The organism is Pseudoblastomonas aquimaris, assembly GCF_035481675.1.
Classification (GTDB): Bacteria; Pseudomonadota; Alphaproteobacteria; order Sphingomonadales; family Sphingomonadaceae; genus Alteriqipengyuania_B.
In genome coordinates this window covers 1,826,336-1,851,811 of the sequence record NZ_JAYJJW010000001.1, presented here as the reverse complement: position 1 = coordinate 1,851,811, position 25,476 = coordinate 1,826,336, and the positions used below count along the sequence as shown (strand labels likewise).

Genomic DNA, 25,476 nt, shown 5'->3' with positions numbered 1-25,476 from the left:
AGATGGCGTGCCGCGGTAGCTCAGTGGTAGAGCGCACCCTTGGTAAGGGTGAGGCCGAGAGTTCAATTCTCTCTCGTGGCACCATTTCTCTTTTCCTCCCGGCTGTTCTCTCCGGCGTTGCGGCCTTCGCTACGCTCGGCCGACGCCTGCGAGGCCGGTCCGGGCGCGCGGTCGCGCTTTGGCTCCAGTCGGGAGCGGGCGCTTGCCTCTCAAAGGGGGGCGCTCTAGCCACAATCCATGACTTTCGACCTCACACCCGACCAGCGCGAGCTCCAGCAGGCGGCGCGCAAATTCGCGCGGGCGGAGCTGCCCGAGCTCGCCCGGCGGCTGGAGCGGGAGGATGCGCCAGTGCCGGCGGACGTTCTGCGGCGCTACGGCGAACTGGGCTTCCTCGGCATCAACCTGCCGGAAGAGTACGGCGGGCTCGGGCTGGGGCACCTTGCAGCGCTCGCGGTGCTGGAGGAGTTCGCGCAAATCTCCGTCGCGGTTGCCTTCCCGGTGTTCGAGGCTCTGACCGGCCCGGTGCGCACGATCGAGCGATTCGGTTCGGCCGAGCTGAAGGCGCAGATCATCCCGCAAGTGGTGCGCGGCGAGACAATCGTCGCGGTCGCCATGAGTGAGCCCGACGCGGGCACCGCGCTGACCGACCTTGCCACCACCGCGCGCGCGGACGGCGATCATTACGTGCTCAACGGCACCAAGCGCTGGTCGTCGGGCGCGGGGCATTCCGACTATTACATCACCTATTGCCGGTTCGACGGGATCGAAGGCGCCAGGGGCATCGGCGCGGTCGTGGTGCCGAAGGATGCGGACGGGGTCAGCTTCGGCAAGCGCGAGGAGCTGATGGGCTTTCGCGGCATCCCCTCGGCCGACATCGTGCTGGAGGATGTCCGCGTGCCGAAAGGCAACGTCATCATCGGCGCGGGCGGGTTCGGGAAGCTGATGAGCGCTTTCGGGCTGGAACGGTGCGGCAACGCGACCATGGGCCTCGGCGTCGCGGCGGCAGCGCTGGAAGAGGCGCTGGCCTACACCCAGGAACGCGAGGCATTCGGCAAGCCGATCGTCGATTTCCAGGCGGTGCAGCTGAAACTTGCCGAAATGGCGATGAAGGTGGAGGCCGCGCGCATGCTGGTCTGGCGCGCCGCCGCCCATGCCGACGCGCAGCCCGACGGCCTGCCCACGCAATACGAAAGCAGCCTCGCGAAATGCTTCTCCAACGAGATGGTGCGCGAGGTCACCAGCCTCGGCGTGCAGGTGATGGGCGGCTACGGCTACTCCAAGGAATACACGATGGAACAGCGCCTGCGCGACGGATTCGCGTGGGGCATCGCGGGCGGCAGTATCGACGTGCAGAAGACGAACATCGCCGCCAGTCTCGTCGGCCGCCGGTTCGACCAGCGGCGCTAGCTTACGGCCTAGGCCTTGAGGTCGCTCCATTCCGGGTTCTGCGCGAACTTGTCGGCGACATAGGAACAGGTCGGGCGGATCTTGAAGCCCTGTTCGCGGGCGTCGCTGACCAGTCGCTCGACCAGCCGCGCGGCCACGCCCTGTCCGCCGATCTCTTGCGGGACGAGCGTGTGGTTGGCGTTGCGGATATTCTCGCCCTCGTTCCGCCACGTCAGCTTGCCGGTGTGCGCGCTGCCTTCGGGCGTGGCGCGATATTCGCCGCCGCCGGCGTTTTCGTGGGCGGTAATCTCGAGCTTGTCCAACTGTGTTCTCCTTCTTGCGCTCAACGCCGCGCGCGCTAGGGGCGTTCCATGCGCTTCCTGTCCGACAACGCCGCCCGTGTGCATCCCGCCCTGTGGGAGGCGATGCGCCAAGCGGACGAAGTCGATTCCCCGTATGACGGCGACGGCGTGTCGCAGCGCCTCGACGCCGCGTTCGGCGAAGTCTTCGGCCGGGATGTCGCGGCATTGTGGGTGGCGACCGGCACGGCGGCGAATTGCCTTGCCCTGTCGGCGATGGTGCCGCCCCACGGCGGCGTGGTCTGCCACCGCGAGGCGCATATCGAGATGGACGAAGGCGGCGCGCCGGGTTTCTACCTCCACGGCGCCAAGCTGCTCCTGGCCGATGGAGAGGGCGCCAAGCTGACGCCGGATGCGATCCGCGCGGTGATCGACCCGATCCGCGACGATGTGCACCAGGTCCAGCCTCACGCGATCAGCGTCACGCAGGCCAGCGAATACGGCCGCAGCTACACGCCGCAGGAACTGGCCGCCATCGGTGCACTGGCGCAGGAGCGCGGGTTGGGCCTGCATGTCGACGGCGCGCGCTTCGCCAATGCCGTCGCCTTCCTCGGCTGCGCGCCGAGTGAAGCTGTCGGCCCGGCACAGGCGCTCAGCTTCGGCTGCGTCAAGAACGGCGGGATGAGCGCGGAAGCGATCGTGTTCTTCGACCCGGCGATGGCCGACGCCGTGCGCTATCGCCGCAAGCGGGCGGGGCACCTGCAGTCCAAGGGTCGCTATCTCGCCGCGCAATTGCTGGCGATGCTGGACGGCGACCTGTGGCTGGAGAATGCGCGGCTCGCCAATGCGGCGGCGCAGGCGATTGCGGAGGATGCGAAGGCCCGGCTGCTCCACCCTGTCGAGGCGAACGAAGTCTTCGTGCGCCTGACCGCCGCTGAACGCGAGGCGCTGCGCAGCCAAGGCTTCGATTTCTACGACTGGGGGGCGGAGGCCGCGCGCTTCGTCGCCGCGTGGGACAGCGACCAGGATGCCGCCCGCGCGCTCGGCAAGGCGATCGCTTCGCTATGAGCGCGAATTCCGGCGGGTCCACGGCGGACCACCCGCTGCTGACCCCTTCCGTCATCATCCCCTTCCTGCTGACCGGCACGATCTGGGGTTCGACATGGTACGTCATCACTGGCCAGATCGACGGGGTGCCGGCGGCGTGGTCCGTGTTCTACCGTTTCGCGCTCGCGACGCCGGCACTCTTCCTCGTCGCCCTGCTGATGAAACGGCGTATCCGCCTGACCGCGCCCGAACAGCGGCTGGCGATCTTCGTCGGCCTCGCCCAGTTCAGCGGTAACTTCCTGTTCGTCTACCATGCGGAGCTTTACGTCACCTCCGGCATCGTCGCGATGATGTTCGGCCTGCTGATGGTGCCCAACGCCCTGTTCGCGCGGGCATTTTTGGGCGAGCAGGTGAAAGGCGGCTTCATCCTCGGCAGTGCGGTCGCGATCGTCGGCGTGTCCTTCCTGCTGTTCCACGAATGGCAGGCGAACCCCGACGCCGGCGTCATCGGCGGCAATGTCGGCTGGGGCATCGCGCTAGCCATGTTGGGCATCCTCGCCGCCAGCATCGCCAACGTGGTGCAGGCCAACCCGACAGGGCGCGGCGTGCCAATGGTGAGCCTGCTGGCCTGGGCCATGCTGTACGGAACCGCCTTCGATCTCGGCTTCGCGCTGCTGACCGCAGGCCCGCCGCCGATCCCCCAGCGACCCGAATTCTGGGCGGGGATCGTCTATCTTGCGCTGATCGGTTCGGTCGTCACTTTCCCGCTGCATTACAATCTCGTCCGCCAGATCGGGGCGGGGCGGACGGCCTATAACTCGATCCTGACGATCTCCGTGGCGATGCTCCTGTCGACCGTGCTGGAGGGGTATCGCTGGACGCCGCTGACCGCCATCGGAATGGGGCTGGCGGTGCTCGGCATGGTGCTGGCCCTCCGCGCGCGGCGCAAGGCAGCGCCCCCTCAGACCAGCGAGCGCAGCCCCTCGCGATAGGTGGGGTAGCGCGGCTGCCAGCCCAGCATCCGCTTCGCCTTGCCATTCGCGACCCGGCGGTTCTCGGCGTAGAAACCGCGCGCCATCGGCGACAGGCCGGCCTCGTCCATGGTCTGCAGCGGCGGGGGACCGACGCCGAGCAGGCGGCAGGCTTCCGCGATTACCGCATTGTGGCTTGCGGGCAGGTCGTCGCCGAGGTTGTAGGCGCCCGCCGCACCGTCCAGGCCGGCGACCACGCCCGCGGCGATATCCTCCACGTGGATGCGGCTGAAGACCTGTCCCGGCAGGTCGATCCGGTGGGCGCTGCCATCGCGCACCTTGTCGAGCGCGCTGCGTCCGGGGCCGTAGATGCCGGGCAGGCGGAACACCCGCGCCCCGCGCGCCAGCCACTGCGCGTCGCAGGCGGCGCGCGCGGTGCGCCGGCCGCCGCCGGTGGGCGAGCCCTCGTCCACCCACGCCCCGCCGGTATCGCCATAGACCCCGGTCGAGCTGAGGTAGCCGAGCCAGCCATGATCCAGCGCATGGCCATAGGCTTCCAGCACCGGGTCGCTAGTGCTGTCGCGATCGGGCGGGACCGAGCTCAGCACATGGCTCGATGCGCCCAGCGCCTTGCGCACCGCGTCGCCATCGGCGAAGTCCAGCGCCCCGTTGCTGCCGGTGGCGACCACCTGCCAACCACGCGCTTCCAGCGCCGCTGCGATCCGCTTCGCCGAATAGCCGAGACCGAAAATGAACATTTGCGCCATGCGTGCGTATTACCATCTGAGCACGCACGCGAAAGGATAGAGACGCACCCGACATGGACATCGCCCGCACCCCCAGCACCGCAGACGGCAATCCCCAGCTGGCCGACGCCCCGCCCGAGCCGAAGGAACCCGCGATCATCCGGCGCAAGGATTACAGGCCGTTCGAATGGCTCGTGCCCGAGACCCGGCTGCATTTCGATCTCGACGCCCACAAGACGAAGGTCGTCTCCACCCTGACGGTGAAACGCAATCCTGCCGCCGATGCTTCGCCCACCATCCGCCTCAACGGCGACGGGCTGGAGCCGGACTGGGTCGAGGTCGACGGCGAGGCGGTAAATAGCTGGACGATGGACGGGGACGACCTTCTCGTCACCCTGCCGGGCGACAGCCACACCATCTCCATCGCCACGACGATCGACCCCTCCGCCAATTCGCAGCTGATGGGCCTGTTCGCCTCTGGCGGGATCCTGTGCACCCAGTGCGAGGCGGAGGGTTTCCGCCGCATCACCTTTTTCCCCGACCGGCCCGATGTGCTCTCGACCTATTCGGTGCGCATGGAAGCTTCCAAGGCCGCCTATCCCGTGCTGCTCGCCAACGGCAACAACACCCACAGCGGCGAGAGCGCGGACGGGCGGCACTGGGCCGAATGGCATGATCCCTGGCCCAAGCCGTCCTATCTCTTCGCATTGGTCGCCGGCGATCTCGTCGCCAATCGCGACAGCTTCACCACGATGGGCGGGCGCACCGTCGATCTTGCCATTTTCGTGCGCGAAGGCGACGAGGGGCGCACGCAGCACGCGATGGATTCGCTCAAGGCCTCGATGAAATGGGACGAGGAGACTTTCGGGCGCGAATACGATCTGGACATCTACAACATCGTCGCGGTCAGCGATTTCAACATGGGGGCGATGGAGAACAAGGGCCTCAACGTCTTCAACACGAAATACGTCCTCGCCGATGTCGAAACCGCGACCGATGGCGATTTCGACGCGGTCGAAGGCGTGATCGCGCACGAATATTTCCACAACTGGTCCGGCAACCGGATCACCTGCCGCGACTGGTTCCAGCTGAGCCTGAAGGAAGGCTTCACCGTGCTGCGCGACCAGCTGTTCAGCCAGGACATGAACAGCGAACCGGTGAAGCGGATCGAGGACGTGCGCGTCCTGCGCAGCATCCAGTTCCCGGAGGACAGCGGCCCGCTCGCCCATCCGATCCGGCCCGATTCCTATCGCGAGATCAGCAACTTCTACACCTCGACGGTATACAACAAGGGTGCCGAGGTGATCCGCATGATGCGCACCATGGCCGGGCCGGAGAAATTCCGTGCCGGGACGGACACCTATTTCGACACGCATGACGGCGAGGCGGCGACCTGTGAGGATTTCGTCGCCTCGATCGAACGCGGGGCGGGGCTCGACCTTACGCAGTTCCGCCGCTGGTACGAACAGGCAGGCACGCCCAAAGTGACGGTCGAATCCCGCCACGAAGGTTCGACCTATACGCTCTCGCTGGCGCAGGAGGTACCGTCCACGCCCGGCCAGCCGGACAAGAAGCCGATGCCGATCCCGCTGAAGATCGCCCTGTTCGACAAGGCGAGCGGCACCCATTCGGGCGAGCAGCTGGTCGTGCTGAACGAAGCGCGGCAGGACTTCACTTTCGAAGGCATCGGCAGCCCGCCGGTCCTGTCGATCAACCGCGGGTTTTCCGCCCCGGTCCGCATCGAGCGGGACCTGTCGCGCGAGGAACTGGTCTTTCTCGCGGCGCAAGATGACGATGCCTTTGCCCGATACGAAGCGATGCAGGAGCTGGTGGTCGGCCATATCGTCGGCGTCGTGACCGGCAAGCTGTCGGGCGCGGAAGAGGAAAAGGGGCGTGAGGCGATCCGCGAGGCCACGCGCTCCGCCCTCACCGACGAGCCGCTGGACGACCTGATGCGCGGCGAGCTCCTTATGCTGCCGGGCGTCACGTACCTGATCGAACAGGTCGACGCGGCGGACCCGATCGCGCTCAGCGATGCGCGCGAAGACCTGAAAGCATGGCTCGGCCGCGAACTGGCGGGCGAATTCCACCGCGTGTACGAGCGGGCCGAGGCGGTGCCGTTCTCGCTCGAGGCGGAGGCGAAGGGCGCGCGCAAGCTCAAGACGCTGGTCCTGACTTACCTTGCCGCGAGTGATCCCGACAAGGCGGCAGAGCTGGCCGCACGCCAGTACGACCGGGCCGACAACATGACCGACCGGCAGGGCGCCCTGATGGTGCTGACGGGGCTCGACACGCCGGAGCGGACCGGCAAGCTGCTGGAGTTCTACGACCGGTTCAAGGACAACGCGCTGGTGGTGGACAAGTGGTTCGCGTTGCAGGCGACGTCGCTCCATCCTTCTGTGGTCGAGCATGTCGAGGCGTTGGCGGACCACCCGCAGTTCACTCTGAAGAACCCCAACCGCGTCCGTTCGCTCTACATGGCCTTTGCCGGCAACCCGCGCGGGTTCCACAGGGCGGATGGCGCGGGTTACCGGATGATTGCCGACCTGATCCTCAAGCTGGATCCGATCAACGCGCAGACGGCGGCGCGCTTCGTCCCCGCGCTCGGCCGCTGGAAGAAGGTCGATCCGGAACGCTCCAGGCTGATGCGCGCCGAACTCGAACGGGTTGCCGCGGCGGACAAATTGTCGCGCGACACATACGAACAGGTCCAGCGCAGCCTTGGCTGAGGCGCAGGACATGGCAGGCGACTGCGCTCCGCTGACCGCCGGTGCCTTGGAAGGCGTGCCACACGGGTTCTTCACCCGTGACGGCGGCGTCTCGACCGGCGAGGTGGGCGGCTTGCAATGCGGCATCGGGGCGAAGGACGATCCGCTTGCCGTTGCCGAAAACCGCGCTCGCGCCACGACCGCCATCGCGCCCGGAGCCACGCTGCTGACCCCGCACCAGGTCCATTCGCCGGATGTCGCCATCGTGAGGCAGGCCTTCGCGATGCGCGACCGGCCGCATGTCGATGCGCTCGTCACCGCAGAGGAGGGCCTGCTGCTCGGCATCGTCACTGCCGACTGCGCGCCTGTTTTGCTGGCCGACCACGAGCATGGCGTAGTCGGCGCGGCACACGCGGGCTGGCGCGGGGCGCTGCACGGTGTGCTCGCCAATACGGTGGAAGCGATGGTGGCGCTCGGCGCGCGGCGCGAATCGATTGCCGCTGCCGTCGGGCCGTGCATCGCGCAGGAAAGCTACGAGGTCGGGGAGGATATGCGCGGGCAATTCGATGCCGCCGCTGCCCGCTTCTTCGCGCCCGGCAAGCCCGGCCACCTGCAGTTCGATCTTGCCGGCTATGTCGCGAAGGCGCTGGCCGATGCGGGGGTGGAAACGGTCGATGTCCTCGGCGAGGATACCTACGGCCGGGAAGACCGCTTCTATTCCTACCGCCGCGCAACGCGTCGCGGCGAGCCGACCTATGGCCGGCAGCTGTCCGCAATCGCGGTTGCATAGAAACGCACGGAATGTGTCAAAATCGCGGTTGGCAGGCGGCGACGCCCCCGCTATGTGCGCCGCAAAGCCGTGCGCCGCCGCGCATGTTCGCGACACGCGGCGCACAGCTTCCGGCGCTTCAGCGCTGCAACCGAATTTCCGATCCCGCGCCATCCGGCGCAGGACCGCAACAGGGCAGGAACCATGGCCGATACCACCGCCGCCGCAGACCCGCTGGATAGCGCCGGAGGCGACAGCGTCGAAAAGCAGACCGCTTACACCCACGTGGCCGAAGGCGACGGCGTGCGGCGGCGCGATTTCATCAACATCGCGGCGGCCAGCTTCGGCGGCGTCGGCGCGCTGGCGGTCATCTACCCGCTGGTCAGCCAGATGGCCCCGTCGAAGGACGTGCTCGCCGAAGCCAGCACCGAACTCGATGTCGGCGCAATCGAGCCCGGCCAGGCCATCAAGGCGATCTTCCGCAAGCAGCCGGTGTTCGTCCGCCGCCTGACCGAGACCGAAATGGCCGAGGCGAACTCCGTGCCGATCGGCAGCCTGCGCGATCCGCAGTCGCTCGACGACCGCACGCTGGAAGGGCACCGCGACCTGCTCATCACCATGGGCGTGTGCACCCACCTCGGCTGCGTGCCGCTGGGCGCCGCCGAAGGTGAGAACAAGGGCGAGTTCGGCGGGTATTTCTGCCCGTGCCACGGCTCGCACTACGACACCGCCGGGCGCATCCGCAAAGGTCCGGCGCCGACGAACCTGGAGGTGCCCGAATACACCATCTCCGACACCACCGTGACGATCGGCTGAGGCAGGATACCATGAGCTTTCCCTGGGCAAAGGAATACACGCCGGCCAACGGCTTCACGAAGTGGGTGGATGAAAAGCTGCCCCTGCCGCGGCTGGTCTACAACGCGGTGGGCGCGGGCTATCCGGTGCCGCGCAACCTCAACTACATGTGGAATTTCGGCGTCCTCGCCGGGTTCACGCTGGTGCTGCAGATCGTCACGGGCGTCGTGCTCGCGATGCACTATGCCGCCGACGCCAGCGTCGCGTTCGCGAAGACCGAACACATCATGCGCGACATCAACTGGGGCTGGATGATCCGCTACATGCACGCCAACGGGGCGAGCTTCTTCTTCGTCGTCCTCTACCTCCACATCTTCCGCGGCTTCTTCTACTCCTCGTACAAGGCCCCGCGCGAGATGATCTGGATCCTCGGTGTGGTGATCTTCCTCCTCGCCATGGCGACCGCCTTCATGGGCTACGTCCTGCCGTGGGGCCAGATGAGCTTCTGGGGCGCGAAAGTGATCACCGGCCTGTTCGGCGCGATCCCGCTGGTGGGCGAGCCGCTGCAGATCTGGCTGCTGGGCGGCTATGCGCCTGATGACGCGGCGCTCAACCGCTTCTTCAGCCTGCACTTCCTGCTGCCGTTCGTGACGCTGGGCGTGGTCATCCTCCACGTCTGGGCGCTGCATATCCCGGGTTCGTCCAACCCGACCGGGATCGAGGTTAAGCAGGAAAGCGACACCGTGCCCTTCCACCCGTATTACACGGCGAAGGATGCCTTCGGCTTGGGCGTGTTCCTGATCCTCTTCTCGATCATGGTGTTCTACCTGCCGAACTACCTCGGCCACCCGGACAACTATATCGAGGCGAACCCGGTCTCCACGCCGGCGCACATCGTGCCCGAATGGTATTTCTGGCCGTTCTACGCGATCCTGCGCGCCTTCACCTTCGATTTCATCCTCCCGGCCAAGCTGTGGGGCGTGCTGGCGATGTTCGCGGCGATCCTGATGTGGTTCCTGCTGCCCTGGCTGGACCGCAGCCCGGTGCGCAGCGGCCATTATCGCCCGCTGTTCCGCAAGTTCTTCTGGTTCGGCCTGATCCCGGCGATGGCGGTGCTGTTCTACTGCGGCGGCGCCCCGGCGGAAGAACCCTATGTGATGCTGAGCCAGCTGGCGACGATCTACTACTTCCTCCACTTCCTGGTGATCCTGCCGATCATTTCCTCGATCGAGCGGCCCGAACCGCTGCCTTACTCGATCACCGAGGCGGTGCTGGGTGAGGACAAGAAGGCCGTGCTGGGCGAAAACACCGCTCCGGCGGTCTGAGAAGACGAGACAGGAAAGACAACGCTATGGTCCGCCTATTCGGAATCGCCACGGGGCTCGTTTTCGCCCTCGTCGCCCTGATCGCCTTCGTCACCGGGGCCTATACCTGGGCCACCGAGCCGACCGAGGAATCGCTGGAGTATGCCTTCCACAAGCATCCCAAGCATCTCGACCTGAAGACCAATGGCGTCTTCGGATCGTGGGACATCGCGCAGCTGCAGCGCGGCTACAAGGTCTATTCGGAAGTGTGCGCCGCCTGCCACTCGATGAAGTTCGTGGCCTTCCGCGACCTGGAGCAACTCGGTTACAACGAGGACCAGATCAAGGCGATCGCCGCCACCAAGCAGGTGCCCGGCATCGATCCGAACACCGGTGAAGCGACGACCCGGCCGGGCCTGCCGACCGATTACTTCCCCTCGCCGTATCCGAACAACGTGGCCGCCGCCGCAGCAAACAACAACGCCATCCCGCCCGACCTTTCGCTGATGACGAAGGCGCGGCACGACGGGGTGAACTACACCTATTCGCTGCTGACCGGCTATACCGACCCGGTCGGCTACACGAACGAGGAAGGCGAAGTGCTGCCGGAAAGCGCGCGGCCGGGCCAGAACCTCTACTTCAACCCGTATTTCGCCAACCTCAACATCGCCATGGCCCCCCCGCTTACGGCCGCCGGCCAGGTGACGTATGATGACGGCACCGAAGCCACCATCCCGCAGATGGCCGCCGACGTGTCCGCCTTCATGGAATGGACCGCCGAACCCACGCTGGTGAAGCGCAAGCAGACCGGCTTCTGGTGGATCATCTTCCTCGTTTTCGCGACCGTGCTGGCTTACCTGTCGAAGCAGCAGATCTGGGCCGCGGTGAAGCCGAAGGGCGCGAAGAAGGGTCCGCTGCAAGGGTGAGGGCAGAAGCGCTTGCCGCGCTGATCCGCACGGTGCCCGACTTTCCGAAGCCGGGCATCCAGTTCCGCGATATCTCGCCGCTCCTCGCCGACCCTTCGGGGCTGGCAGGGGCGGTTTCGCTTCTGGCGGACCGCGTGGCGGATGACGGTGCATCGCTCGTCGCCGGCATGGAAGCGCGGGGCTTCATCTTCGGTGCCGCGGTGGCCGCACGGCTCGGCATCGGCTTCGTGCCGCTGCGCAAGCCGGGCAAGCTGCCGGTCGAGACGCTCGGCGTCGACTATGCGCTGGAATACGGGACCGCGCGGCTCGAACTCGATCCCACCGTCATGCCGCAGGGCGGCACGGTTGCCTTGGTCGACGACCTCATTGCCACGGGCGGCACCGCGCTTGCCGCAGCGCAGCTGGTCCGACAGGCCGGCGGTTCGCTCACGGGCGCGCATTTCCTGATCGACCTGCCCGACCTTGGCGGTGCGCGCGCGCTTCGGGAGCAGGGGGTCGCCACCAGCGCGATTCTCGCCTACACAGGGGACTGGCGCGGGGGGACTGGCGCGGGAACCTGCCGCGGCGCCGGGCTTTAGTGTCACAATCGCGCAATCGCGACACCGGGGGAGCAATGGCCAATCAAGCAGTCGTGATCGCAGCCGTGGGCGTGCTGGGCATCGGTGCGCAATGGGTTGCCTGGCGCACCGGCAAGCCTGCCATCGTCCTCATGCTGCTGGCCGGTTTCCTCGCCGGGCCGGTGCTTGCCTATTTTGCGCCGGGGTTGGCGCTGGACCCGCGGGGTACCTTTGGCGATTTGCTGGAGCCCATGGTGGCCGTCGGCGTGGCGCTGATCCTCTTCGAAGGCGGACTCAGTCTCGATTTCCGCGAGCTCAGGCATTCGGGCGAAGCCGTCGGCCGGCTCGCAACGCTGGGCGTGATTTTCGGCTGGGCCTTCGGTTCGGCTGCCGGCTATTACATCGCCGGCCTGCAGCTGCCCGTCGCCGTGCTGTTCGGCGGCATCCTAGTGGTGACAGGCCCGACGGTGGTCATCCCGCTGCTGCGCCAGTCGGCCGTCAAGACGCGGCCCGCCTCGATCCTGAAGTGGGAAGCCATCGTCAACGATCCCACCGGCGCCCTGTGCGCGGTGATCGCCTACGAATATTTCCGCAAGGTGGCCGAGTCGCCCAGCGCCTCGCTGGTCGAGGTCGTGCCGCCGATGATCATCGCCGCCGTGCTGGCCGGCCTCATCGGCTATTTTGCTGCGCGCATCATCGCCTACGCCTTCCCGCGCGGGCTGGTGCCGGAGTACCTCAAGGTCCCGGTGCTGTTCACGGTCGTCATCGGCGTGTTCGTGATCTCCAACCTGATCGAGCACGAAGCAGGCCTGGTCGCGGTGACCGTGATGGGCGTCGCGCTTGCCAACATGAACGTCAGCTCGCTGCGCAGCATCCACCCGTTCAAGGAAAATATCGCCGTCCTGCTGGTTTCGGGCATCTTCATCCTGCTGTCGGCCTCGCTCAGGATGGAAGACCTGGTCTACCTCGGCACGACGTGGCGGTTCGGCGCCTTCCTGCTGGCGCTCCTCTTCCTTGTGCGCCCGGCGACCGTGCTGATCAGCCTGCTGGGCAGCAGCGTGCCGTGGAACGAGCGCCTGTTCCTCGCCTGGATCGCGCCGCGCGGTATCGTGCTGGTCGCGATCTCCGGCCTGTTCGCGCTGCGGCTGGGCGAACTGGGCTTCACGGGCGGTGAGCTCCTCATCGGCCTCAGCTTCGCGGTCGTGGTGGCGACCGTGGTGGCGCACGGGTTCACCATCGATCTCGTCGCCAAGCTTCTGGGCGTGAAAGGTGCGACGCGGCCCGGCCTCCTCATCGTCGGCTCCAACCGCTGGACCATTGCACTGGCGAAACAGCTGCAGGGTCTGGAAGCGCCGGTGATGATCGTCGATTCCAGCTGGCAGCGGCTGAAGGAGGCGCGCAAGCAGGGCGTGCCGACCTACCACGGTGAAATCCTGAACGAGGCGACGGAGCACAATCTCGACCTGGCCCCGTTCCAGTCGCTGCTCGCTGCGACTGACAACGAGGCGTACAATGCACTGGTCTGCAACGAATTCGCGCACGAGATCGGCCGCGACAAGGTCTACCAGCTGGGCGAGGATGCGGACGAGGAAGACCATCGCTCGCTGCCCGAAAGCCTGCGCGGGCGCGCGGTTTTCTCCGCCGGACACGGGGTGGAAGATGTCCAGCGGCTGGAAGCGCAGGGCTGGACCTTCCGCAAGACGAAGCTGTCGGAAAAGTTCGATTTCGAAGATGCGCTGGCGAAGCTGCCCGAAGGCACGGAACGCCTGCTGGTGATCCGCGAAGGCGGGAATATCCGCTTCTTCACCCATGCCGCCACGCCCGAACCGCGCGATGGCGACATCGTCATCACTTTCGCTCCGCCGGACGAGAACCGCGCGGAAGAAGTCAAGCAGCGCAAGGCGGAAGTGAAATCCCGCAAGCGCGATCCAGATGGCGACAAGCCGCAACCGGCATGATGGGGGACCGGATGAACACGAATACGATGCGAATTGCTCTTGCAGTCTCCAGCCTGCTGGCGCTGGCGGCCTGCAACAACAGTGCGCAGGACGGCGCCGATCCGCAGCCCACCGCGACGCCCAGCGCGACCGGCACGGCCTCGATCCTGCGGCCCGACGTGGAGGCGGAGACGGCGGTGCCCATGGCGCTTGAGCCGCTCTCTGCCACGGTCGGCTTTCCAGACGGCGGGGCCGAGCTGGCCGCAGACGCGCGCGCGGCGATCGACGCCTTGCTGGAGAGCGAGCAGGTGGCGAAGGGCTGGCCGATCGCCCTCGGCGGGCACAGCGACGCGGGCGGCAACGACGCCGCCAACCTGCGCGCCTCGGAAGCGCGGGCGCAGGCGGTTGCCGACTACATGGTCGAGAAAGGCGTGGCCAAAAGCCGGATCACCATAGTGTCTTTCGGCGAGCAGAACCCGGTCGCGCCCAACGCCCGGCCCGATGGCGAGCCCGATGAAGAGGGCCGCGCCACGAACCGCCGGGTAGACATCGTGATCGCCGAGAGCGGCGGGCTCGAGAATTTCGAGGCGGTGGCGGAAGAGGACGACGCACCCCAAGCGCAGCCGACCGAAACGCTGAGCGAGACGATCACCAAGGCCGTCACGCCGTCAGACTGATCGGGGCCGACTGAACCGTGGCCAACTGAACCGGGGCCTCGCGCGCCGGCAACTGGCGCTTGCGTGTCCGGTGATTGGATGGCAATGCTCGCCCCGCCTGACGGCCCCCGAGCGGGTATAGCTTAGTGGTAAAGCCCCAGCCTTCCAAGCTGGTTATGCGGGTTCGATTCCCGCTACCCGCTCCAATCTTTTTCCTAGATCCTCGCGGCTGATCCCTTCGCCGGGGCTTCGCTCCGTCTGCGGGGCCGCTGCGGGCGAGCGGTAGCCCTTTGTCGGCCCTGCAAGCCGATGTTACCGGCCGCTGCCCGGCTGCACCGCCATGTTGTCGATCAGGCGGGTGGTCCCGATGCGTGCAGCGACGAGAAGGCGTGCGCCTGCGCGCGGGGTCTCAGCCAGAGGCGCGAGCGACATGGCGTCGGCCAGCGTGGCGTAATCGACGCTGGCGAACCCGGCTTGTAGCAAGTGTGCCTCCAGCGCCGCCAGCGTCGCGGCCACGTCGCTGCCCGCCTCGATCGCGGCAATCGCCTTGCGCATTTCGGCGGGCAGGGTCGCGGCAGCCGCGCGCTGTTCTGCCGCGAGGTAGCGGTTGCGGCTCGACAGGGCGAGGCCGTCTTCCTCGCGTACGGTCGGCACCCCATGGATCGCATCGACATGAGGCATGGTAAGGTCGAGATCGCGCGCCATCCGGCGGATCACGGCCAGCTGCTGCCAGTCCTTTTCGCCGAACAGCGCCATGTCCGGGCGAACTTGCGCGAACAGCTTGTTCACCACCGTGGCCACCCCGCCGAAATGGCCGGGGCGGGAGGCACCGCACAGCCCTTCGCTGACATCGGCGACCGCGATGGTGGTGGCAAAGCCCGTCGGGTACATCGCTTCCGCCGTGGGCGCCCACAGCAGGGCGACGCCTTCGGCTTCCAGCATGGCGCTGTCTTCGGCCAGCTGGCGGGGATAGGCGTCCAGGTCCTCGTTCGGGCCGAACTGGGTCGGGTTGACAAAAATGCTGGCGACGACCGCATCGGCACGTTTCGCCGCCTCGCGCACCAGCGTCAGGTGACCTTCGTGCAGCGCGCCCATCGTCGGCACCAGCGCGACAGTGGCGGAGCTTGTCCCCGCCGCGCGCAATTCATCCACAGCCTGGCGCAGCGAAGCGAGGTCGGTGACGGTTTCCACTTGGGCAGCCCTCCTATATGGACGTGCGAACAGGCTTTCGTCCCTAGCGGGGCGCGGGCGGGTTTCGCAATCACGCTTTCGCATCGCCCGGGGCAGGGCCGTGCGGGGGCCAGAAGGGGGAGGCCGATGGCCACCGGCAGCGCACATCGTATCGTTTTCGCCAACGAAAAGGGCGGCACCGGCAAGTCGACCACCGCCGTCCACGTGGCCGTCGCGCTGGCATACCAGGGTGCGAAGGTCGCCGCGCTGGATATCGATCCGCGCCAGCGCACGCTTTACCGCTACCTCGAAAACCGCCGCGACCTGGCGCGCGAGCGGAAGATCGAGCTGCCCGGCCCCGTTTTCGACGTGCTCGATACGACCGACACCGATGCCTATGACGCCAAGCTCGCCGAGCTGTCAGACGGCTGCGACTTCGTAATCATCGACACGCCGGGGCGCGACGATCCGGTGGCCCGCCACGCCGCGACCGATGCCGATACGCTGGTCACCCCGCTCAACGACAGCTTCGTCGACTTCGACCTCATCGGCCAGGTCGATCCCGACAATTTCAAGGTCCGCAAACTGTCTTTCTATGCCGAGCTGATCTGGGAAGCGCGCCTCAAGCGCAGCCGCGCCGGGATGGAGCAGGGACGGCGCGCGATGGACTGGCTGGTCGTGCGCAACCGCACTGGCCATGTCGAGGCGAAGAACCAGCGCCGGCTGGATCAGGCGCTGGCCGAAATGTCCAAGCGCGTCGGTTTCCGCACTGCTCACGGCCTGTCCGAACGCGTGATCTACCGCGCCCTGTTCCCCGCCGGTCTGACGCTGCTCGACAAGGGACATTTGGGCGAGCTCGGCACCAGCCACCTCGTTGCGCGGCAGGAATTGAGGGTGCTGCTGAAAGCGCTCAACCTGCCGCAGCCGGCCCATGCGGCGGCCGAGCTGGAGCCGGCCTGACCGTGACGAAGCTGGTCATCATCGCTGCAGCGATCTGCATCGTGGTTCGCTGGGCGCTGGGCAAGTGGCCGTGGGAATATCTGAGCGCGCAGCCCACGCGCGGGCAAGCCGTGTTCAAGGCGCGCAAACTGCTCGGCGTGTCTGCCACCGCCACCCACAAGGACATTCGCGCCGCGCACCGGCGCATGGCCGCGCTGGTCCACCCCGACCGCGGCGGCTCCACTTCCCGGCTGCAGGAACTCAACGCCGCGCGGGACCTGTTGCTGGACGAGCTTCCGCATGAGGCGCCGCCCCGCGACCCTTCCGAGGACACAACGAAATGAGCCACACGTTCGACCCTACCGCCCTGCGCGAATACGATATCCGCGGCATCATCGGCGAGACGCTGGGGGCAGACGATGCCCGCGCCATCGGCCGCACCTTCGGCACCATGCTGCGCGCCGAAGGGGGCAGACAAGTCGCAGTCGGGTATGACGGGCGGACAAGCTCCCCCATCCTCGAACATGCGCTGGTCGAAGGCCTCACCGCCGCCGGGTGCGACGTGCGGCGCATCGGCATGAGCGCCACGCCGATGCTCTATTACGCGGAAGCCTCAGCCGAAGAGGTGGACGGCGGCATTCAGATAACTGGCAGCCACAATCCCGCCAATTACAACGGCTTCAAGATGGTATTTCTTGGCCGGCCGTTCTTCGGCGAGGATATCCAGCGGCTCGGCCGGATGAGCGCTGCGGGCGAATGGGCCGACGGGACCGGAGAGGTCGAGAGCGTCGATATCATGGACGCCTATATCGATCGCATCCTGGCCGGGCTGGACGGTATCGATGCCGATGCGCTGGCCGGGATGCGCGTCGGCTGGGATGCCGGCAACGGCGCCGCCGGCCCCGCGCTCGAAAAGCTCGCCGCGCGGCTGCCGGGCGAGCATCCCCTGCTCTATACCGATGTCGATGGTGCGTTTCCCAATCATCATCCAGATCCCACTGTCGAGGCCAACTTGGCCGACCTCAAAGCCCTCGTCGCGGACAAGAACCTCGACTTCGGAGTGGCATTCGACGGCGACGGCGACCGGATCGGCGCGATCGACGGCGAAGGCCGCGTCATCTGGGGGGATCAGTTACTGATGATCTACGCCGAGGACCTCCTCGGAAAACTACCTAACAGCACGGTTATCGCCGATGTGAAGGCCAGCCGCGCCCTGTTCGATCATGTCGCGGCACATGGCGGAAAGCCGGTGATGTGGAAGACCGGGCACAGCTTGATTAAGTCCAAAATGAAGGAAACGGCCGCGCCTCTTGCCGGGGAAATGAGCGGCCACGTGTTCTTTGCGGACGATTATTACGGTTTCGACGACGCGCTGTACGCCGGTGTGCGCCTGATCGCCGCCGCTGCGCGGCTCGGCAAGTCGGTGACGCAGCTGCGGGCCGACATGCCGGACATGATCAACACGCCGGAAATGCGCTTCCAGGTCGACGAGAGCCGCAAGTTCGCCGCCATCGACGAGGTGGCGGGCCGCATCGCCGGGAGCGACGCGAACGCCGACACGACCGACGGGGTGCGCGTCACCACCGATGACGGCTGGTGGCTGCTGCGCGCGTCCAACACGCAGGACGTCCTCGTCGCCCGCGCCGAAAGCGACAGCGAGGAAGGCCTCGCGCGGCTGATGGCGCAGATCGACGAACAGCTGGCCCTGAGCGGCCTCGAACGCGGCGAAAGCGTGGGGCACTGAGGCTGCCCCCCAACGGTCGTTGACGGGATGGCCTGGCCCTGGTCCGAACTCGGCATAGAAGAAACGTCGGATCGCGATGCGATCCTTGCCGCCTATGCGCAGCGGCGCGCCGAGCTTGATCTCACGATGCAGATTTCCGCCTTTGCGCGGCTCACCGAGGCGCGCGAAAAAGCCCTTTTCATCGCTGCCGAGCTCGTGCGCGAAGGCCAAAGAAGCGGGCGGGGGATAGCCGATGCAGGGACCTTGCCTGCAACCCGCGAGGACCCAACTGCCGAACCCGAACCCGAACCCGAACCCGAACCCGAACCCGAACCCGAACCCGAACCCGAACCCGAACCCGAACCCGAACCCGAACCCGAACCCGAACCCGAACCCGGGCCGGAGCCGGAGCCGGAGCCGGAGCCGGAGCCGGAGCCGGAGCCGGAGCCGGAGCCGGAGCCGGAGCCGGAGCCGGAGCCGGAGAGGGAGCCGGAGCTTCCGGAAAACGATCCGGTCGATGAGCGGCCTCAAATCTACGTCGATCCGTCCGTCGGCGATGATGCTGCCTATTACGAGCCGGATGTCCAACGCGGCGACCTGCTGTCTTTCGCCGAACGGTACAAGCTCGACAAGTACGGCAGCTGGTGGATTTTCGGTCTCTTCCTGCTGGTCGCCATGTGTCTGCCGGACCGTGATCGGGACCATGACATGCGGTCCGAAGAGCCAGACATGCAGATCGAGCAAATCGACGAGCCGGCCCGTGCGCTTCCCGGCGAGCGGGAGCGGTTCGACGCTATCCTTGCCGCACTCTTCCCGGACGGCATCGATTCCGCGCGTGTCGAAGCCGCCGATCCTTTCTTTGCCGCCACGCTTTTCAGGGCGATGCGCGAGGAAGAGCCCGAACCGGAAAACGGCGCACGAATGATCGTTCGCAAGGCCATTCTGAATGCGCGGTCGGACGCCGACCGGGCGGATCTGGTTGCAATCGGTCGGCTGCAACTGGAATGGCTGAAGACGGCGCGCGACACGGGCAACGACGCATGCCGCGAAGTCACCGGACAGAGCTTCTATGACGGCGTGCCAGTGGTAGGGGCGGAAACGGCCGCGACCGAACGCGCGCTGGCCGGCAGCTTGCTCGAGCGTGGCCTGATGCAGCAAGAGGATACGTCCTATTGGGGCGCGCGTGAATTTCCGGGCTGGCTCATCGCAAATGTCGCGGCCGATACCGGGCTGGAGGCGGAAGAAATCATTCGCTCGCAGATGGACCTGGCGCATCCACGGCGCTGCGAGGTAACGATCGCCCTCCTCGATAATGCCCTCGCCCGGCTCGACGATGTGTCGGACGAAGTTTTGCGGACGTTCTGACGCGCTTTCCTACGCGGCCTCTGTCGGGCAGACGGCATCGATGGTTTCCGCACGGCACCAATCCTCCTCTTTGGCCGTTTCCACTGGCATGAGGACCGTACGCGCCTGCCACCCGGATTTCCGCCAGGACCGTGTTCCATGTGTTCCATCGGTGAGGAGCGCGCGTGGGTAGCTCCAACACCGATCCAACACCGCCGGAGATCGCGCAGTGGTTCGCAGGGCGCGGGTGGCGGGTGCGGCGGCACCAGAGCGCCATGCTGGCGGCGAGCGACGCGGGGCGCCATGCGCTGCTGGTGGCGGATACGGGCGCGGGCAAGACGCTGGCGGGCTTCCTGCCGACGCTCGCCGACTTCACGCCTTCGCGCCTTGGCGATGCCGAGCCGCCCGCGGGGCTGCACACGCTCTATGTCAGTCCGCTCAAGGCGCTCGCCCATGACGTGCAGCGCAACCTCATCGCGCCGATCGAGGAAATGGACCTGCCGATCAGGGTCGAGACGCGCAGCGGCGACACGCCATCGGATCGCAAGCGCCGCCAGCGGGAGAAGCCGCCGCACGTCCTGCTGACCACGCCTGAGTCGCTCTCCCTGCTGCTCAGCTATCCCGACAGTTTCGAGCTGTTCGCCGGCCTTAAGCGGATCGTGATCGACGAGATCCACGCCTTCGCCACCGGCAAGCGCGGGGACCTGCTCGCGCTCTCGCTGGCGCGGCTGCAGGCCATTGCGCCCGGCCTCCAGCGCGCAGCCCTGTCGGCGACAGTGGCTAATGCGGAAGGGTTTCGCGAATGGCTCGCCCCGTGGGGTGATCTCGACACGGTCGAACTGGTCGAAGGCGAAGAGGGCGCGCCCGCCGAGGTCGAGATCCTGCTGCCCGAAGAGGAGCGCGTGCCGTGGGGCGGCCATGCTGCGACCTGGGCGATCCCGCAGCTTTACGACCTCATCCGCCAGAACCGCACCACGCTGGTCTTCACCAACACGCGCTTTCTGGCGGAGTACATCTTCCAGCACCTGTGGGACGCGAACGAGGAGAACCTGCCCATCGGCATCCACCACGGCAGCCTGTCGAAGGAGGCGCGGCGCAAGGTGGAAGGGGCGATGGCGCGCGGCGATCTGCGCGCGCTGGTGGCGACAGCCAGTCTCGATCTCGGCGTCGACTGGGGCGACATCGACCTCGTCGTGCAGATGGGCGCGCCCAAGGGCTCCAGCCGCCTGCTGCAACGCATCGGCCGCGCCAACCACCGCCTCGACCAGCCGAGCCGCGCGCTTCTGGTGCCCGGCAACCGGTTCGAGTTTCTCGAAGCGACCGCGGCCAAGGAGGCGGTGGACGAGGGCCGGCGCGACGGCGAGGACTTCCGCCCCGGCGGGCTCGACGTGCTCGCCCAGCACGTGATGGCCTGTGCCTGCGCGGCGCCGTTCGAAGAGGCCGCGCTGCTGGCCGAAGTCCGCTCCAGCCTCGCCTACGCGTGGGTGGACGAGGCGGTGTGGCAGCGCGTGCTCGGCTTCGTGGCCACCGGCGGCTATGCGCTGAAGGCCTACGACCGGTTCCAGCGCATCACCCGCGACAGGGACGGCATGTGGCGGCTGACCCATCCGGAAATGGCAGCGAAGCATCGGCTCAATGCGGGGATCATCATCGATTCCGAGATGCTGGAGGTGCGCTTCCGCAATGGGCGGTCGCTCGGCCGGGTGGAAGAACGCTTCGCGGCGCAGCTATCGCCGGGCGACACGTTCTTCTTCTCCGGCACCAGCCTGGAAGTCGAGCAGATCCGCGACATGGAAGTGATCGTCCGCGCGTCGAAGGAATCGGCGATGATCCCCTCCTATGGCGGCGCGCGCATGCCGCTGACCACGCACCTGGCAGACCGGGTGCAGGCCATGCTGGACGACCGGGCCGGCTGGGGCCGCTTCCCGGACGACGTGCGCGAATGGCTGGAGGTGCAGGACTGGCGCAGTGAAATGCCTGCGCCCGGCCGGCTCCTCGTGGAAAGCTTCCCCCATGCGAAGCGGCATTACAGCGTCTATTACACCTTCGCCGGATGGAACGCGAACCAGTCTCTCGGCATGCTGGTGACCAAGCGGATGGAGGATCGCGGGCTCCAGCCGCTGGGTTTCAACGCCAACGATTATTGCCTTGCCGTGTGGGGCCTGCGCCCGGTGACCGAACATGCGCCGCTGCTGTCGCCCGACATCCTCGCCGACGAATTCGTCGACTGGGTCCAGCAGTCGCACCTGCTGCGCCGCGCCTTTCGGGAGGTCGCAGTTATCGGCGGGCTGGTGGAACGCCAGCAGCCGGGCAAGCGCAAGACCGGCAAGCAGGTCACCTTCTCGACCGACCTCATCTACGATGTGCTGAGGAAGTACGAGCCGGACCACGTCCTGCTGGAAGCCGCTTGGGCCGATGCGCGCACGCTGATGACCGACGTCGGGCGGCTCGGCGACGTGCTCGACCATGCGGCGGAGCGGCTGGTCCATGTCGAGCTTGATCGGGTTAGCCCGCTTGCGGTGCCGATCATGGTGATGATCGGGCGGGAAAGCACGCCGCAGGGCTCTGCCGACGACGAATTGCTGCTGGAAGCGGAAAGCCTCGCCGCCTCCGCCATGCGGCCGGAACGACCGGTGGTGGAGGGGGACTAAGCGTGCGTGCGCCTATTCGGCGGCAGCGGCGAACTGGCGGTATTGTTCGTTGCCGACGAAGCCGAAATTGCTGACCCCGCTGGCCTTCACAAGCCGCAGCGTGCGTGCAGCGGCGTTGTAGGGTGCGTCGGCGAAGGCCTCGAACTGCAATTCGGGCGCGGGGCGCATGGCCTTGGTGTCGCTCAGCGCCTGCATCAGGCCGGCCTCGCCCGTCGGCTCGCCGTTCCACAACAGGGCACCGTCGGTCGTGATGACGACCTTGTTCTTGATGGGATCGATCGGAATGACGGGCGGGGTGCCATCGGCGGGCATGTCGATATCCACCGAGTGGGTGGCGACAGGAATGGTGATGATGAACATGACCAGGAGGACCAGCAGCACGTCGATTAGTGGGGTGGTGTTCATTTCGCCCATCGTGCCGGATTGCGTATCGCTCATCGCCCATCTCCCAGATTTGATGTCATAACATATCATAAGGAACGAACAATGCAAGCTGCTGTGCGCAGCGCGTTGCCAGGCTCCTCGACGAACGTCATAGACGGCGCGCAACAAAAAGGGCGGCCGAAGCCGCCCTTTCCGGTGTTTCGCTGGTTGCGGAGCCTAGTTGGCGCCGCCCACGGGGTTGGCTGGGCCGCCCGTGCCGAAGTTGCGATACTGTTCGTTGCCGACGAAGCCGAACTTGCTCACGCCGGACGTCTTGATGATCTGCAGGACCTTGGCCGCATAGTCGTAGCTGGCGGCCGGATAAGGTTCGTACTGCAGTTCCGGTTCGACTTCGAAACGAAGCGTTTCCGCGAGAAGGTTCACCAGCTGCTGCTGGTTGATCTCGTCCCCGTTCCACAGGATGCGGTCGTCTTCGGTCAGCAGGATCTTGTTCTTGATCGGATCCGGCTGGTCCGGGAGCGGCTGGTCGTTCGGCACCGGCATGTCGATGTCGACCGAGTGCGTCGCCACGGGAATGGTGATGATGAACATGATGAGGAGAACGAGCATGACGTCGATCAACGGCGTCGTGTTCATTTCCATCATCGGGCTGCCATCGTCCTTGCCGCCTGACATTGCCATGGGGTGTACTCCTTAACTCTCTCTATCCGTACCGTATGCGCGGCTTAGATGCCGGGCTCGGTCGGATTGGAAATGAAGCCGACGACCGGAAAACCGGCTGCCTGCACCTGGTAGATCGTGCCTGCGATGCAGCGCCACGGTGCGTTTGCGTCGCCGCGGATGTGGACCTGCGGAATACGCTCCGGATCTTCGACCAGGGCTTCCACGCTACCTGCCTGCTCGATCAGATTGTCGATGCGGCCGACGGCACGCTCGTAAAGCTGGGTCGAATCCACCGGCGCGATATTGTTGAAGTAGACGCGGCAATCGCCATTGCGCGAGGCGCCTTGGTAACCCGGCTCGCCAGCGCTGCGGCCGGCATCGTCGGTGGTGCTGACGGTCAGCTGCAGGTTTTCCACCTTGTCCTTCGATTCGACGGATTCGAAGACCGGGATATTCAGCTTTTCGATCGTCTGGATGGCGACCGGAACGGCGATGAGGAAGATGATCAGGAGCACCAGCATGACGTCCACGAGAGGCGTCGTGTTGATGTCCGACATCGGGCTCTCTTCGCCGCCGCCGCCCATTGAAATTGCCATGGTTTTCGTCCTGTCTCAAAACTTCGTTTTGTCGGGAGAGGGCGGCTCGTAGCCGCCCTCTCATCGCAATTGACGAGGTGCCGTTATGCCTTCGGCTTGGTCGTCGTGGTCGTCGTCGTAGCCGGACGGGCTGCCGTAGCCGTGGTCGGCTTGGTAGCAGCGGCCTTGCCGGCAGCTTGCGTAGAAGTCGCGGTCATTACCTTCGGCTTGACCGCACCATTCGAAGTGATGTTGGCCATCAGTTCATTGGAAAAGCCGCTCAGCATTGCGGCGATACGACGGTTGCGGCTCTGCAGCCAGTTGTAGGCAAGCACGGCCGGCACTGCCACGAGCAGGCCGATGGCGGTCATGATCAGCGCTTCACCGACGGGGCCGGCAACCTTGTCAATCGAGGCCGAACCGGCGAGGCCGATGTTGATGAGGGCGCGGTAGATACCGATCACCGTACCGAGCAGGCCGACGAACGGAGCCGTTGCGCCGACCGAAGCGAGGAACGGCAGGCCGCCGGCGAGCTTCGCGTTGATTGCCGCTTCGCTGCGGGCCATCGAGCCGTGAAGCCAGTCGTGCGCTTCGACGTCGTCGGTCATCTTGCCGTGTTCCGTTTTCGCTTCACGGGCATCGTCGACCAGCTGGCGCCAGGCGCTGTTCTTCTCGAGCTTGGTGGCACCTTCATCGATGCTGCCCGCACGCCAGAACTTGGTACGGGTATCCTTGTACTGGTTCATCACCTTCTGCTGTTCGAACAGCTTGGTGAACAGGATGTAGAAGGACCCGACCGACATGATCACCAGGACGCCGAAGATGGCCCAGGCGATCGGACCGCCCTGTTCCATGGCTTCCCAGAAACCGAACTGGTTCTTCACTTCTTCACCGCCTGCGGCGGCCATGATTTCGATAAGCATTGCGAATTTCCTCTCAGAAAATTGAATTCGTAAATCTAGCTACGCCGCCGCCATCAACGCGGAATCTGGTAGCGGATGGCGGTGCTGTAGGACGCCGAGATCGGCTGCCCCGCATCGTTCAGAGCCGGGTTGAAACGTGCGTAGCGTTCCATCCCGCGACAAGCGGCATCGTCCAGCGCGCTGGAGCCCGAAGACCCGGTCACGCTGCAACTTTCCACCCGACCGTTCGAGCCGACGCGAACGGTGAGCCGGACGGTACCCTCGTCGCCGGCACGAAGGGCGCGCGAAGGATAGTTGCTCTGGATCTGGCCTGCCCAGCGCCCCTGGTTGTCCGGCGACACGCCGCGTGCCTGCGAAGGCGGCGGGGGTGGCGGCGGAGGAGGGGGCGGCGGCGGCGGCGGCGGCGGCGGACCCGGAGGCGGACCCGGAGGCGGCGCGGTGGCAGCCGGCGGTCGCGCCGGAGGCGGCGTGGACGTCGTCTGGCGATCGGGCGGTGCCCGGTTCAGCTGCGTCGGCGGCGGCGGCACGGTGACTGGCGGCGGCACGGTTTCCGGCGGCGGCTCGTCCGGCGGCGGCGGCTCTTCCGTCGGCTCGGGTTCCGGCTCTTCGATATCCACCGTGGTCACACGTTCGATCACATTCTTCGCCGCAGAAAGGGCGAGGCCGCTAATCAAGACGTAACCGACGAGGATATGGATGAGCGCAACGATAATGATCGAGACAATCTTGTTCCCGCTCATCTGTTGGTCAGCATAAGCCATTCAGTTGCATCACTCCATTGCCAATCCCAAGGACCCAACGCGTTTGGCGAGTCGGGGAGATAACATCCCCTTCTACCGTCTCCGAGTCTAGCGAGAATGTCCGCGAAGGCGGTGCAATCCAACTCCCCGAAGGCCGCGATGGCCCGGCCCGAAGCCCATGTACGTCCCGGCTCCGGACGGGCGCCCCTTAGCGGGATAGCTCGCGGCAACGCAAACGGTTTATCGAAAGGTTAACGCGCGCC

The 25,476-nt window shown here is 66.3% G+C and carries 24 protein-coding genes and 2 tRNA genes; 18 read left to right on the top strand and 8 right to left on the bottom strand.

What is annotated here, in order from left to right:
• Positions 1-9: 9 nt before the first annotated feature.
• Both VCJ71_RS09230 and VCJ71_RS09225 read left to right on the top strand, forming a co-directional pair.
• Positions 10-84, top strand: a tRNA-Thr gene (locus VCJ71_RS09230).
• A 153-nt stretch (positions 85-237) separates the two neighbouring features.
• Positions 238-1,407 (top strand): acyl-CoA dehydrogenase family protein, encoded by a 1,170-nt coding sequence (locus VCJ71_RS09225; protein WP_324640670.1) that lies wholly within the window; start codon positions 238-240, stop codon positions 1,405-1,407.
• Positions 1,408-1,415: 8 nt separating this feature from the next.
• On the opposite strand, the gene VCJ71_RS09220 is transcribed toward VCJ71_RS09225, so the two are convergent.
• A complete protein-coding gene (locus VCJ71_RS09220) occupies positions 1,416-1,709 on the bottom strand; it encodes a GNAT family N-acetyltransferase (protein ID WP_324640669.1) in 294 nt (97 codons plus the stop codon).
• Between the two features lie 48 nt (positions 1,710-1,757).
• Between VCJ71_RS09220 and VCJ71_RS09215 the strand changes: the two genes are divergently transcribed.
• Positions 1,758-2,753, top strand: a complete 996-nt coding sequence (locus VCJ71_RS09215; RefSeq protein WP_324640668.1) for a threonine aldolase family protein — start codon at positions 1,758-1,760, stop codon at positions 2,751-2,753.
• On the top strand, positions 2,750-3,724 hold the full coding sequence (locus tag VCJ71_RS09210) for a DMT family transporter (protein ID WP_324640667.1): 975 nt from the start codon (positions 2,750-2,752) through the stop codon (positions 3,722-3,724). The genes VCJ71_RS09215 and VCJ71_RS09210 overlap by 4 nt, the downstream gene beginning before the upstream one ends.
• On the opposite strand, the gene VCJ71_RS09205 is transcribed toward VCJ71_RS09210, so the two are convergent.
• Complete coding sequence (locus VCJ71_RS09205; RefSeq protein WP_324640666.1) at positions 3,694-4,470, bottom strand: Rossmann-fold NAD(P)-binding domain-containing protein; 777 nt, start codon at positions 4,468-4,470, stop codon at positions 3,694-3,696. The genes VCJ71_RS09210 and VCJ71_RS09205 overlap by 31 nt on opposite strands.
• Positions 4,471-4,523: 53 nt before the next feature.
• On the opposite strand from VCJ71_RS09205, the gene pepN reads away from it, so the two are divergent.
• The 9 genes from pepN to VCJ71_RS09160 all read left to right on the top strand — a co-directional run bounded on the left by pepN (position 4,524) and on the right by VCJ71_RS09160 (position 14,307).
• A complete protein-coding gene (pepN, locus tag VCJ71_RS09200; RefSeq protein WP_324640665.1) occupies positions 4,524-7,178 on the top strand; it encodes an aminopeptidase N in 2,655 nt (884 codons plus the stop codon).
• Between the two features lie 10 nt (positions 7,179-7,188).
• Entirely contained in the window at positions 7,189-7,947 is a 759-nt protein-coding gene (pgeF, locus tag VCJ71_RS09195; protein ID WP_324640664.1) for a peptidoglycan editing factor PgeF, read from the top strand.
• Between the two features lie 183 nt (positions 7,948-8,130).
• Positions 8,131-8,742: a ubiquinol-cytochrome c reductase iron-sulfur subunit gene (gene petA / locus VCJ71_RS09190; RefSeq protein WP_324640663.1), complete on the top strand. Its 612-nt coding sequence runs from the start codon at positions 8,131-8,133 to the stop codon at positions 8,740-8,742.
• 11 nt (positions 8,743-8,753) lie between these two features.
• Entirely contained in the window at positions 8,754-10,046 is a 1,293-nt protein-coding gene (locus tag VCJ71_RS09185) for a cytochrome b (RefSeq protein WP_324640662.1), read from the top strand.
• Positions 10,047-10,072: 26 nt separating this feature from the next.
• The gene (locus tag VCJ71_RS09180; RefSeq protein WP_324640661.1) at positions 10,073-10,951 is read left to right on the top strand and encodes a cytochrome c1; all 879 of its coding nucleotides are present in this window, start codon (positions 10,073-10,075) and stop codon (positions 10,949-10,951) included.
• Positions 10,948-11,529 (top strand): adenine phosphoribosyltransferase, encoded by a 582-nt coding sequence (locus VCJ71_RS09175; protein WP_324640660.1) that lies wholly within the window; start codon positions 10,948-10,950, stop codon positions 11,527-11,529. Before VCJ71_RS09180 ends, VCJ71_RS09175 begins: the two co-directional genes overlap by 4 nt.
• A 35-nt stretch (positions 11,530-11,564) precedes the next feature.
• Positions 11,565-13,466 (top strand): cation:proton antiporter, encoded by a 1,902-nt coding sequence (locus VCJ71_RS09170; RefSeq protein WP_324640659.1) that lies wholly within the window; start codon positions 11,565-11,567, stop codon positions 13,464-13,466.
• Positions 13,467-13,477: 11 nt separating this feature from the next.
• Positions 13,478-14,122: an OmpA family protein gene (locus tag VCJ71_RS09165; protein WP_324640658.1), complete on the top strand. Its 645-nt coding sequence runs from the start codon at positions 13,478-13,480 to the stop codon at positions 14,120-14,122.
• 111 nt (positions 14,123-14,233) lie between these two features.
• Positions 14,234-14,307 (top strand) — tRNA-Gly (locus VCJ71_RS09160).
• Between the two features lie 106 nt (positions 14,308-14,413).
• On the opposite strand, the gene panC is transcribed toward VCJ71_RS09160, so the two are convergent.
• On the bottom strand, positions 14,414-15,292 hold the full coding sequence (panC, locus tag VCJ71_RS09155) for a pantoate--beta-alanine ligase (protein ID WP_324640657.1): 879 nt from the start codon (positions 15,290-15,292) through the stop codon (positions 14,414-14,416).
• A 126-nt stretch (positions 15,293-15,418) separates the two neighbouring features.
• Here panC and VCJ71_RS09150 point away from each other — a divergent pair, with 126 nt between their 5' ends.
• The 5 genes from VCJ71_RS09150 to VCJ71_RS09130 all read left to right on the top strand — a co-directional run bounded on the left by VCJ71_RS09150 (position 15,419) and on the right by VCJ71_RS09130 (position 21,928).
• Positions 15,419-16,231 carry a division plane positioning ATPase MipZ gene (locus tag VCJ71_RS09150; RefSeq protein WP_324640656.1) on the top strand — a complete coding sequence of 271 codons (813 nt, stop codon included), beginning with the start codon at positions 15,419-15,421 and terminating at the stop codon, positions 16,229-16,231.
• 2 nt (positions 16,232-16,233) lie between these two features.
• The gene (locus VCJ71_RS09145) at positions 16,234-16,554 is read left to right on the top strand and encodes a J domain-containing protein (protein WP_324640655.1); all 321 of its coding nucleotides are present in this window, start codon (positions 16,234-16,236) and stop codon (positions 16,552-16,554) included.
• A complete protein-coding gene (gene pgmG / locus VCJ71_RS09140; RefSeq protein ID WP_324640654.1) occupies positions 16,551-17,954 on the top strand; it encodes a phosphoglucomutase/phosphomannomutase PgmG in 1,404 nt (467 codons plus the stop codon). The genes VCJ71_RS09145 and pgmG overlap by 4 nt, the downstream gene beginning before the upstream one ends.
• A gap of 27 nt (positions 17,955-17,981) precedes the next feature.
• Positions 17,982-19,298: a hypothetical protein gene (locus tag VCJ71_RS09135; RefSeq protein ID WP_324640653.1), complete on the top strand. Its 1,317-nt coding sequence runs from the start codon at positions 17,982-17,984 to the stop codon at positions 19,296-19,298.
• Between the two features lie 164 nt (positions 19,299-19,462).
• The gene (locus VCJ71_RS09130; protein ID WP_324640652.1) at positions 19,463-21,928 is read left to right on the top strand and encodes a ligase-associated DNA damage response DEXH box helicase; all 2,466 of its coding nucleotides are present in this window, start codon (positions 19,463-19,465) and stop codon (positions 21,926-21,928) included.
• Positions 21,929-21,940: 12 nt separating this feature from the next.
• Here VCJ71_RS09130 and VCJ71_RS09125 read toward each other — a convergent pair whose 3' ends face one another.
• The 5 genes from VCJ71_RS09125 to VCJ71_RS09105 form a co-directional block, all read right to left on the bottom strand.
• Positions 21,941-22,366: an ExbD/TolR family protein gene (locus VCJ71_RS09125; RefSeq protein WP_324640651.1), complete on the bottom strand. Its 426-nt coding sequence runs from the start codon at positions 22,364-22,366 to the stop codon at positions 21,941-21,943.
• A 162-nt stretch (positions 22,367-22,528) separates the two neighbouring features.
• On the bottom strand, positions 22,529-22,993 hold the full coding sequence (locus VCJ71_RS09120; protein WP_324640650.1) for an ExbD/TolR family protein: 465 nt from the start codon (positions 22,991-22,993) through the stop codon (positions 22,529-22,531).
• Between the two features lie 44 nt (positions 22,994-23,037).
• A complete protein-coding gene (locus VCJ71_RS09115; RefSeq protein WP_324640649.1) occupies positions 23,038-23,571 on the bottom strand; it encodes an ExbD/TolR family protein in 534 nt (177 codons plus the stop codon).
• Positions 23,572-23,654: 83 nt separating this feature from the next.
• Positions 23,655-24,473, bottom strand: coding sequence for a MotA/TolQ/ExbB proton channel family protein (locus VCJ71_RS09110; protein WP_324640648.1), 819 nt, complete (start codon positions 24,471-24,473; stop codon positions 23,655-23,657).
• Positions 24,474-24,526: 53 nt separating this feature from the next.
• Entirely contained in the window at positions 24,527-25,213 is a 687-nt protein-coding gene (locus VCJ71_RS09105; protein WP_324640647.1) for an energy transducer TonB, read from the bottom strand.
• Between the last annotated feature and the right edge of the window lie 263 nt (positions 25,214-25,476).

What these genes read in the sequence shown, in the direction of transcription:
- VCJ71_RS09225 (WP_324640670.1), top strand. Translation starts at nt 238, where the DNA reads ATGACTTTCGACCTCACACCCGACCAGCGCGAGCTCCAGCAGGCGGCG.
- VCJ71_RS09215 (WP_324640668.1), top strand. Translation starts at nt 1,758, where the DNA reads ATGCGCTTCCTGTCCGACAACGCCGCCCGTGTGCATCCCGCCCTGTGG.
- VCJ71_RS09210 (WP_324640667.1), top strand. Translation starts at nt 2,750, where the DNA reads ATGAGCGCGAATTCCGGCGGGTCCACGGCGGACCACCCGCTGCTGACC.
- VCJ71_RS09205 (WP_324640666.1), bottom strand. Translation starts at nt 4,470, where the DNA reads ATGGCGCAAATGTTCATTTTCGGTCTCGGCTATTCGGCGAAGCGGATC.
- pepN (WP_324640665.1), top strand. Translation starts at nt 4,524, where the DNA reads ATGGACATCGCCCGCACCCCCAGCACCGCAGACGGCAATCCCCAGCTG.
- pgeF (WP_324640664.1), top strand. Translation starts at nt 7,189, where the DNA reads ATGGCAGGCGACTGCGCTCCGCTGACCGCCGGTGCCTTGGAAGGCGTG.
- petA (WP_324640663.1), top strand. Translation starts at nt 8,131, where the DNA reads ATGGCCGATACCACCGCCGCCGCAGACCCGCTGGATAGCGCCGGAGGC.
- VCJ71_RS09185 (WP_324640662.1), top strand. Translation starts at nt 8,754, where the DNA reads ATGAGCTTTCCCTGGGCAAAGGAATACACGCCGGCCAACGGCTTCACG.
- VCJ71_RS09180 (WP_324640661.1), top strand. Translation starts at nt 10,073, where the DNA reads ATGGTCCGCCTATTCGGAATCGCCACGGGGCTCGTTTTCGCCCTCGTC.
- VCJ71_RS09170 (WP_324640659.1), top strand. Translation starts at nt 11,565, where the DNA reads ATGGCCAATCAAGCAGTCGTGATCGCAGCCGTGGGCGTGCTGGGCATC.
- VCJ71_RS09165 (WP_324640658.1), top strand. Translation starts at nt 13,478, where the DNA reads ATGAACACGAATACGATGCGAATTGCTCTTGCAGTCTCCAGCCTGCTG.
- VCJ71_RS09150 (WP_324640656.1), top strand. Translation starts at nt 15,419, where the DNA reads ATGGCCACCGGCAGCGCACATCGTATCGTTTTCGCCAACGAAAAGGGC.
- pgmG (WP_324640654.1), top strand. Translation starts at nt 16,551, where the DNA reads ATGAGCCACACGTTCGACCCTACCGCCCTGCGCGAATACGATATCCGC.
- VCJ71_RS09135 (WP_324640653.1), top strand. Translation starts at nt 17,982, where the DNA reads ATGGCCTGGCCCTGGTCCGAACTCGGCATAGAAGAAACGTCGGATCGC.
- VCJ71_RS09125 (WP_324640651.1), bottom strand. Translation starts at nt 22,366, where the DNA reads ATGAGCGATACGCAATCCGGCACGATGGGCGAAATGAACACCACCCCA.
- VCJ71_RS09120 (WP_324640650.1), bottom strand. Translation starts at nt 22,993, where the DNA reads ATGGCAATGTCAGGCGGCAAGGACGATGGCAGCCCGATGATGGAAATG.
- VCJ71_RS09115 (WP_324640649.1), bottom strand. Translation starts at nt 23,571, where the DNA reads ATGGCAATTTCAATGGGCGGCGGCGGCGAAGAGAGCCCGATGTCGGAC.
- VCJ71_RS09110 (WP_324640648.1), bottom strand. Translation starts at nt 24,473, where the DNA reads ATGCTTATCGAAATCATGGCCGCCGCAGGCGGTGAAGAAGTGAAGAAC.
- VCJ71_RS09105 (WP_324640647.1), bottom strand. Translation starts at nt 25,213, where the DNA reads ATGAGCGGGAACAAGATTGTCTCGATCATTATCGTTGCGCTCATCCAT.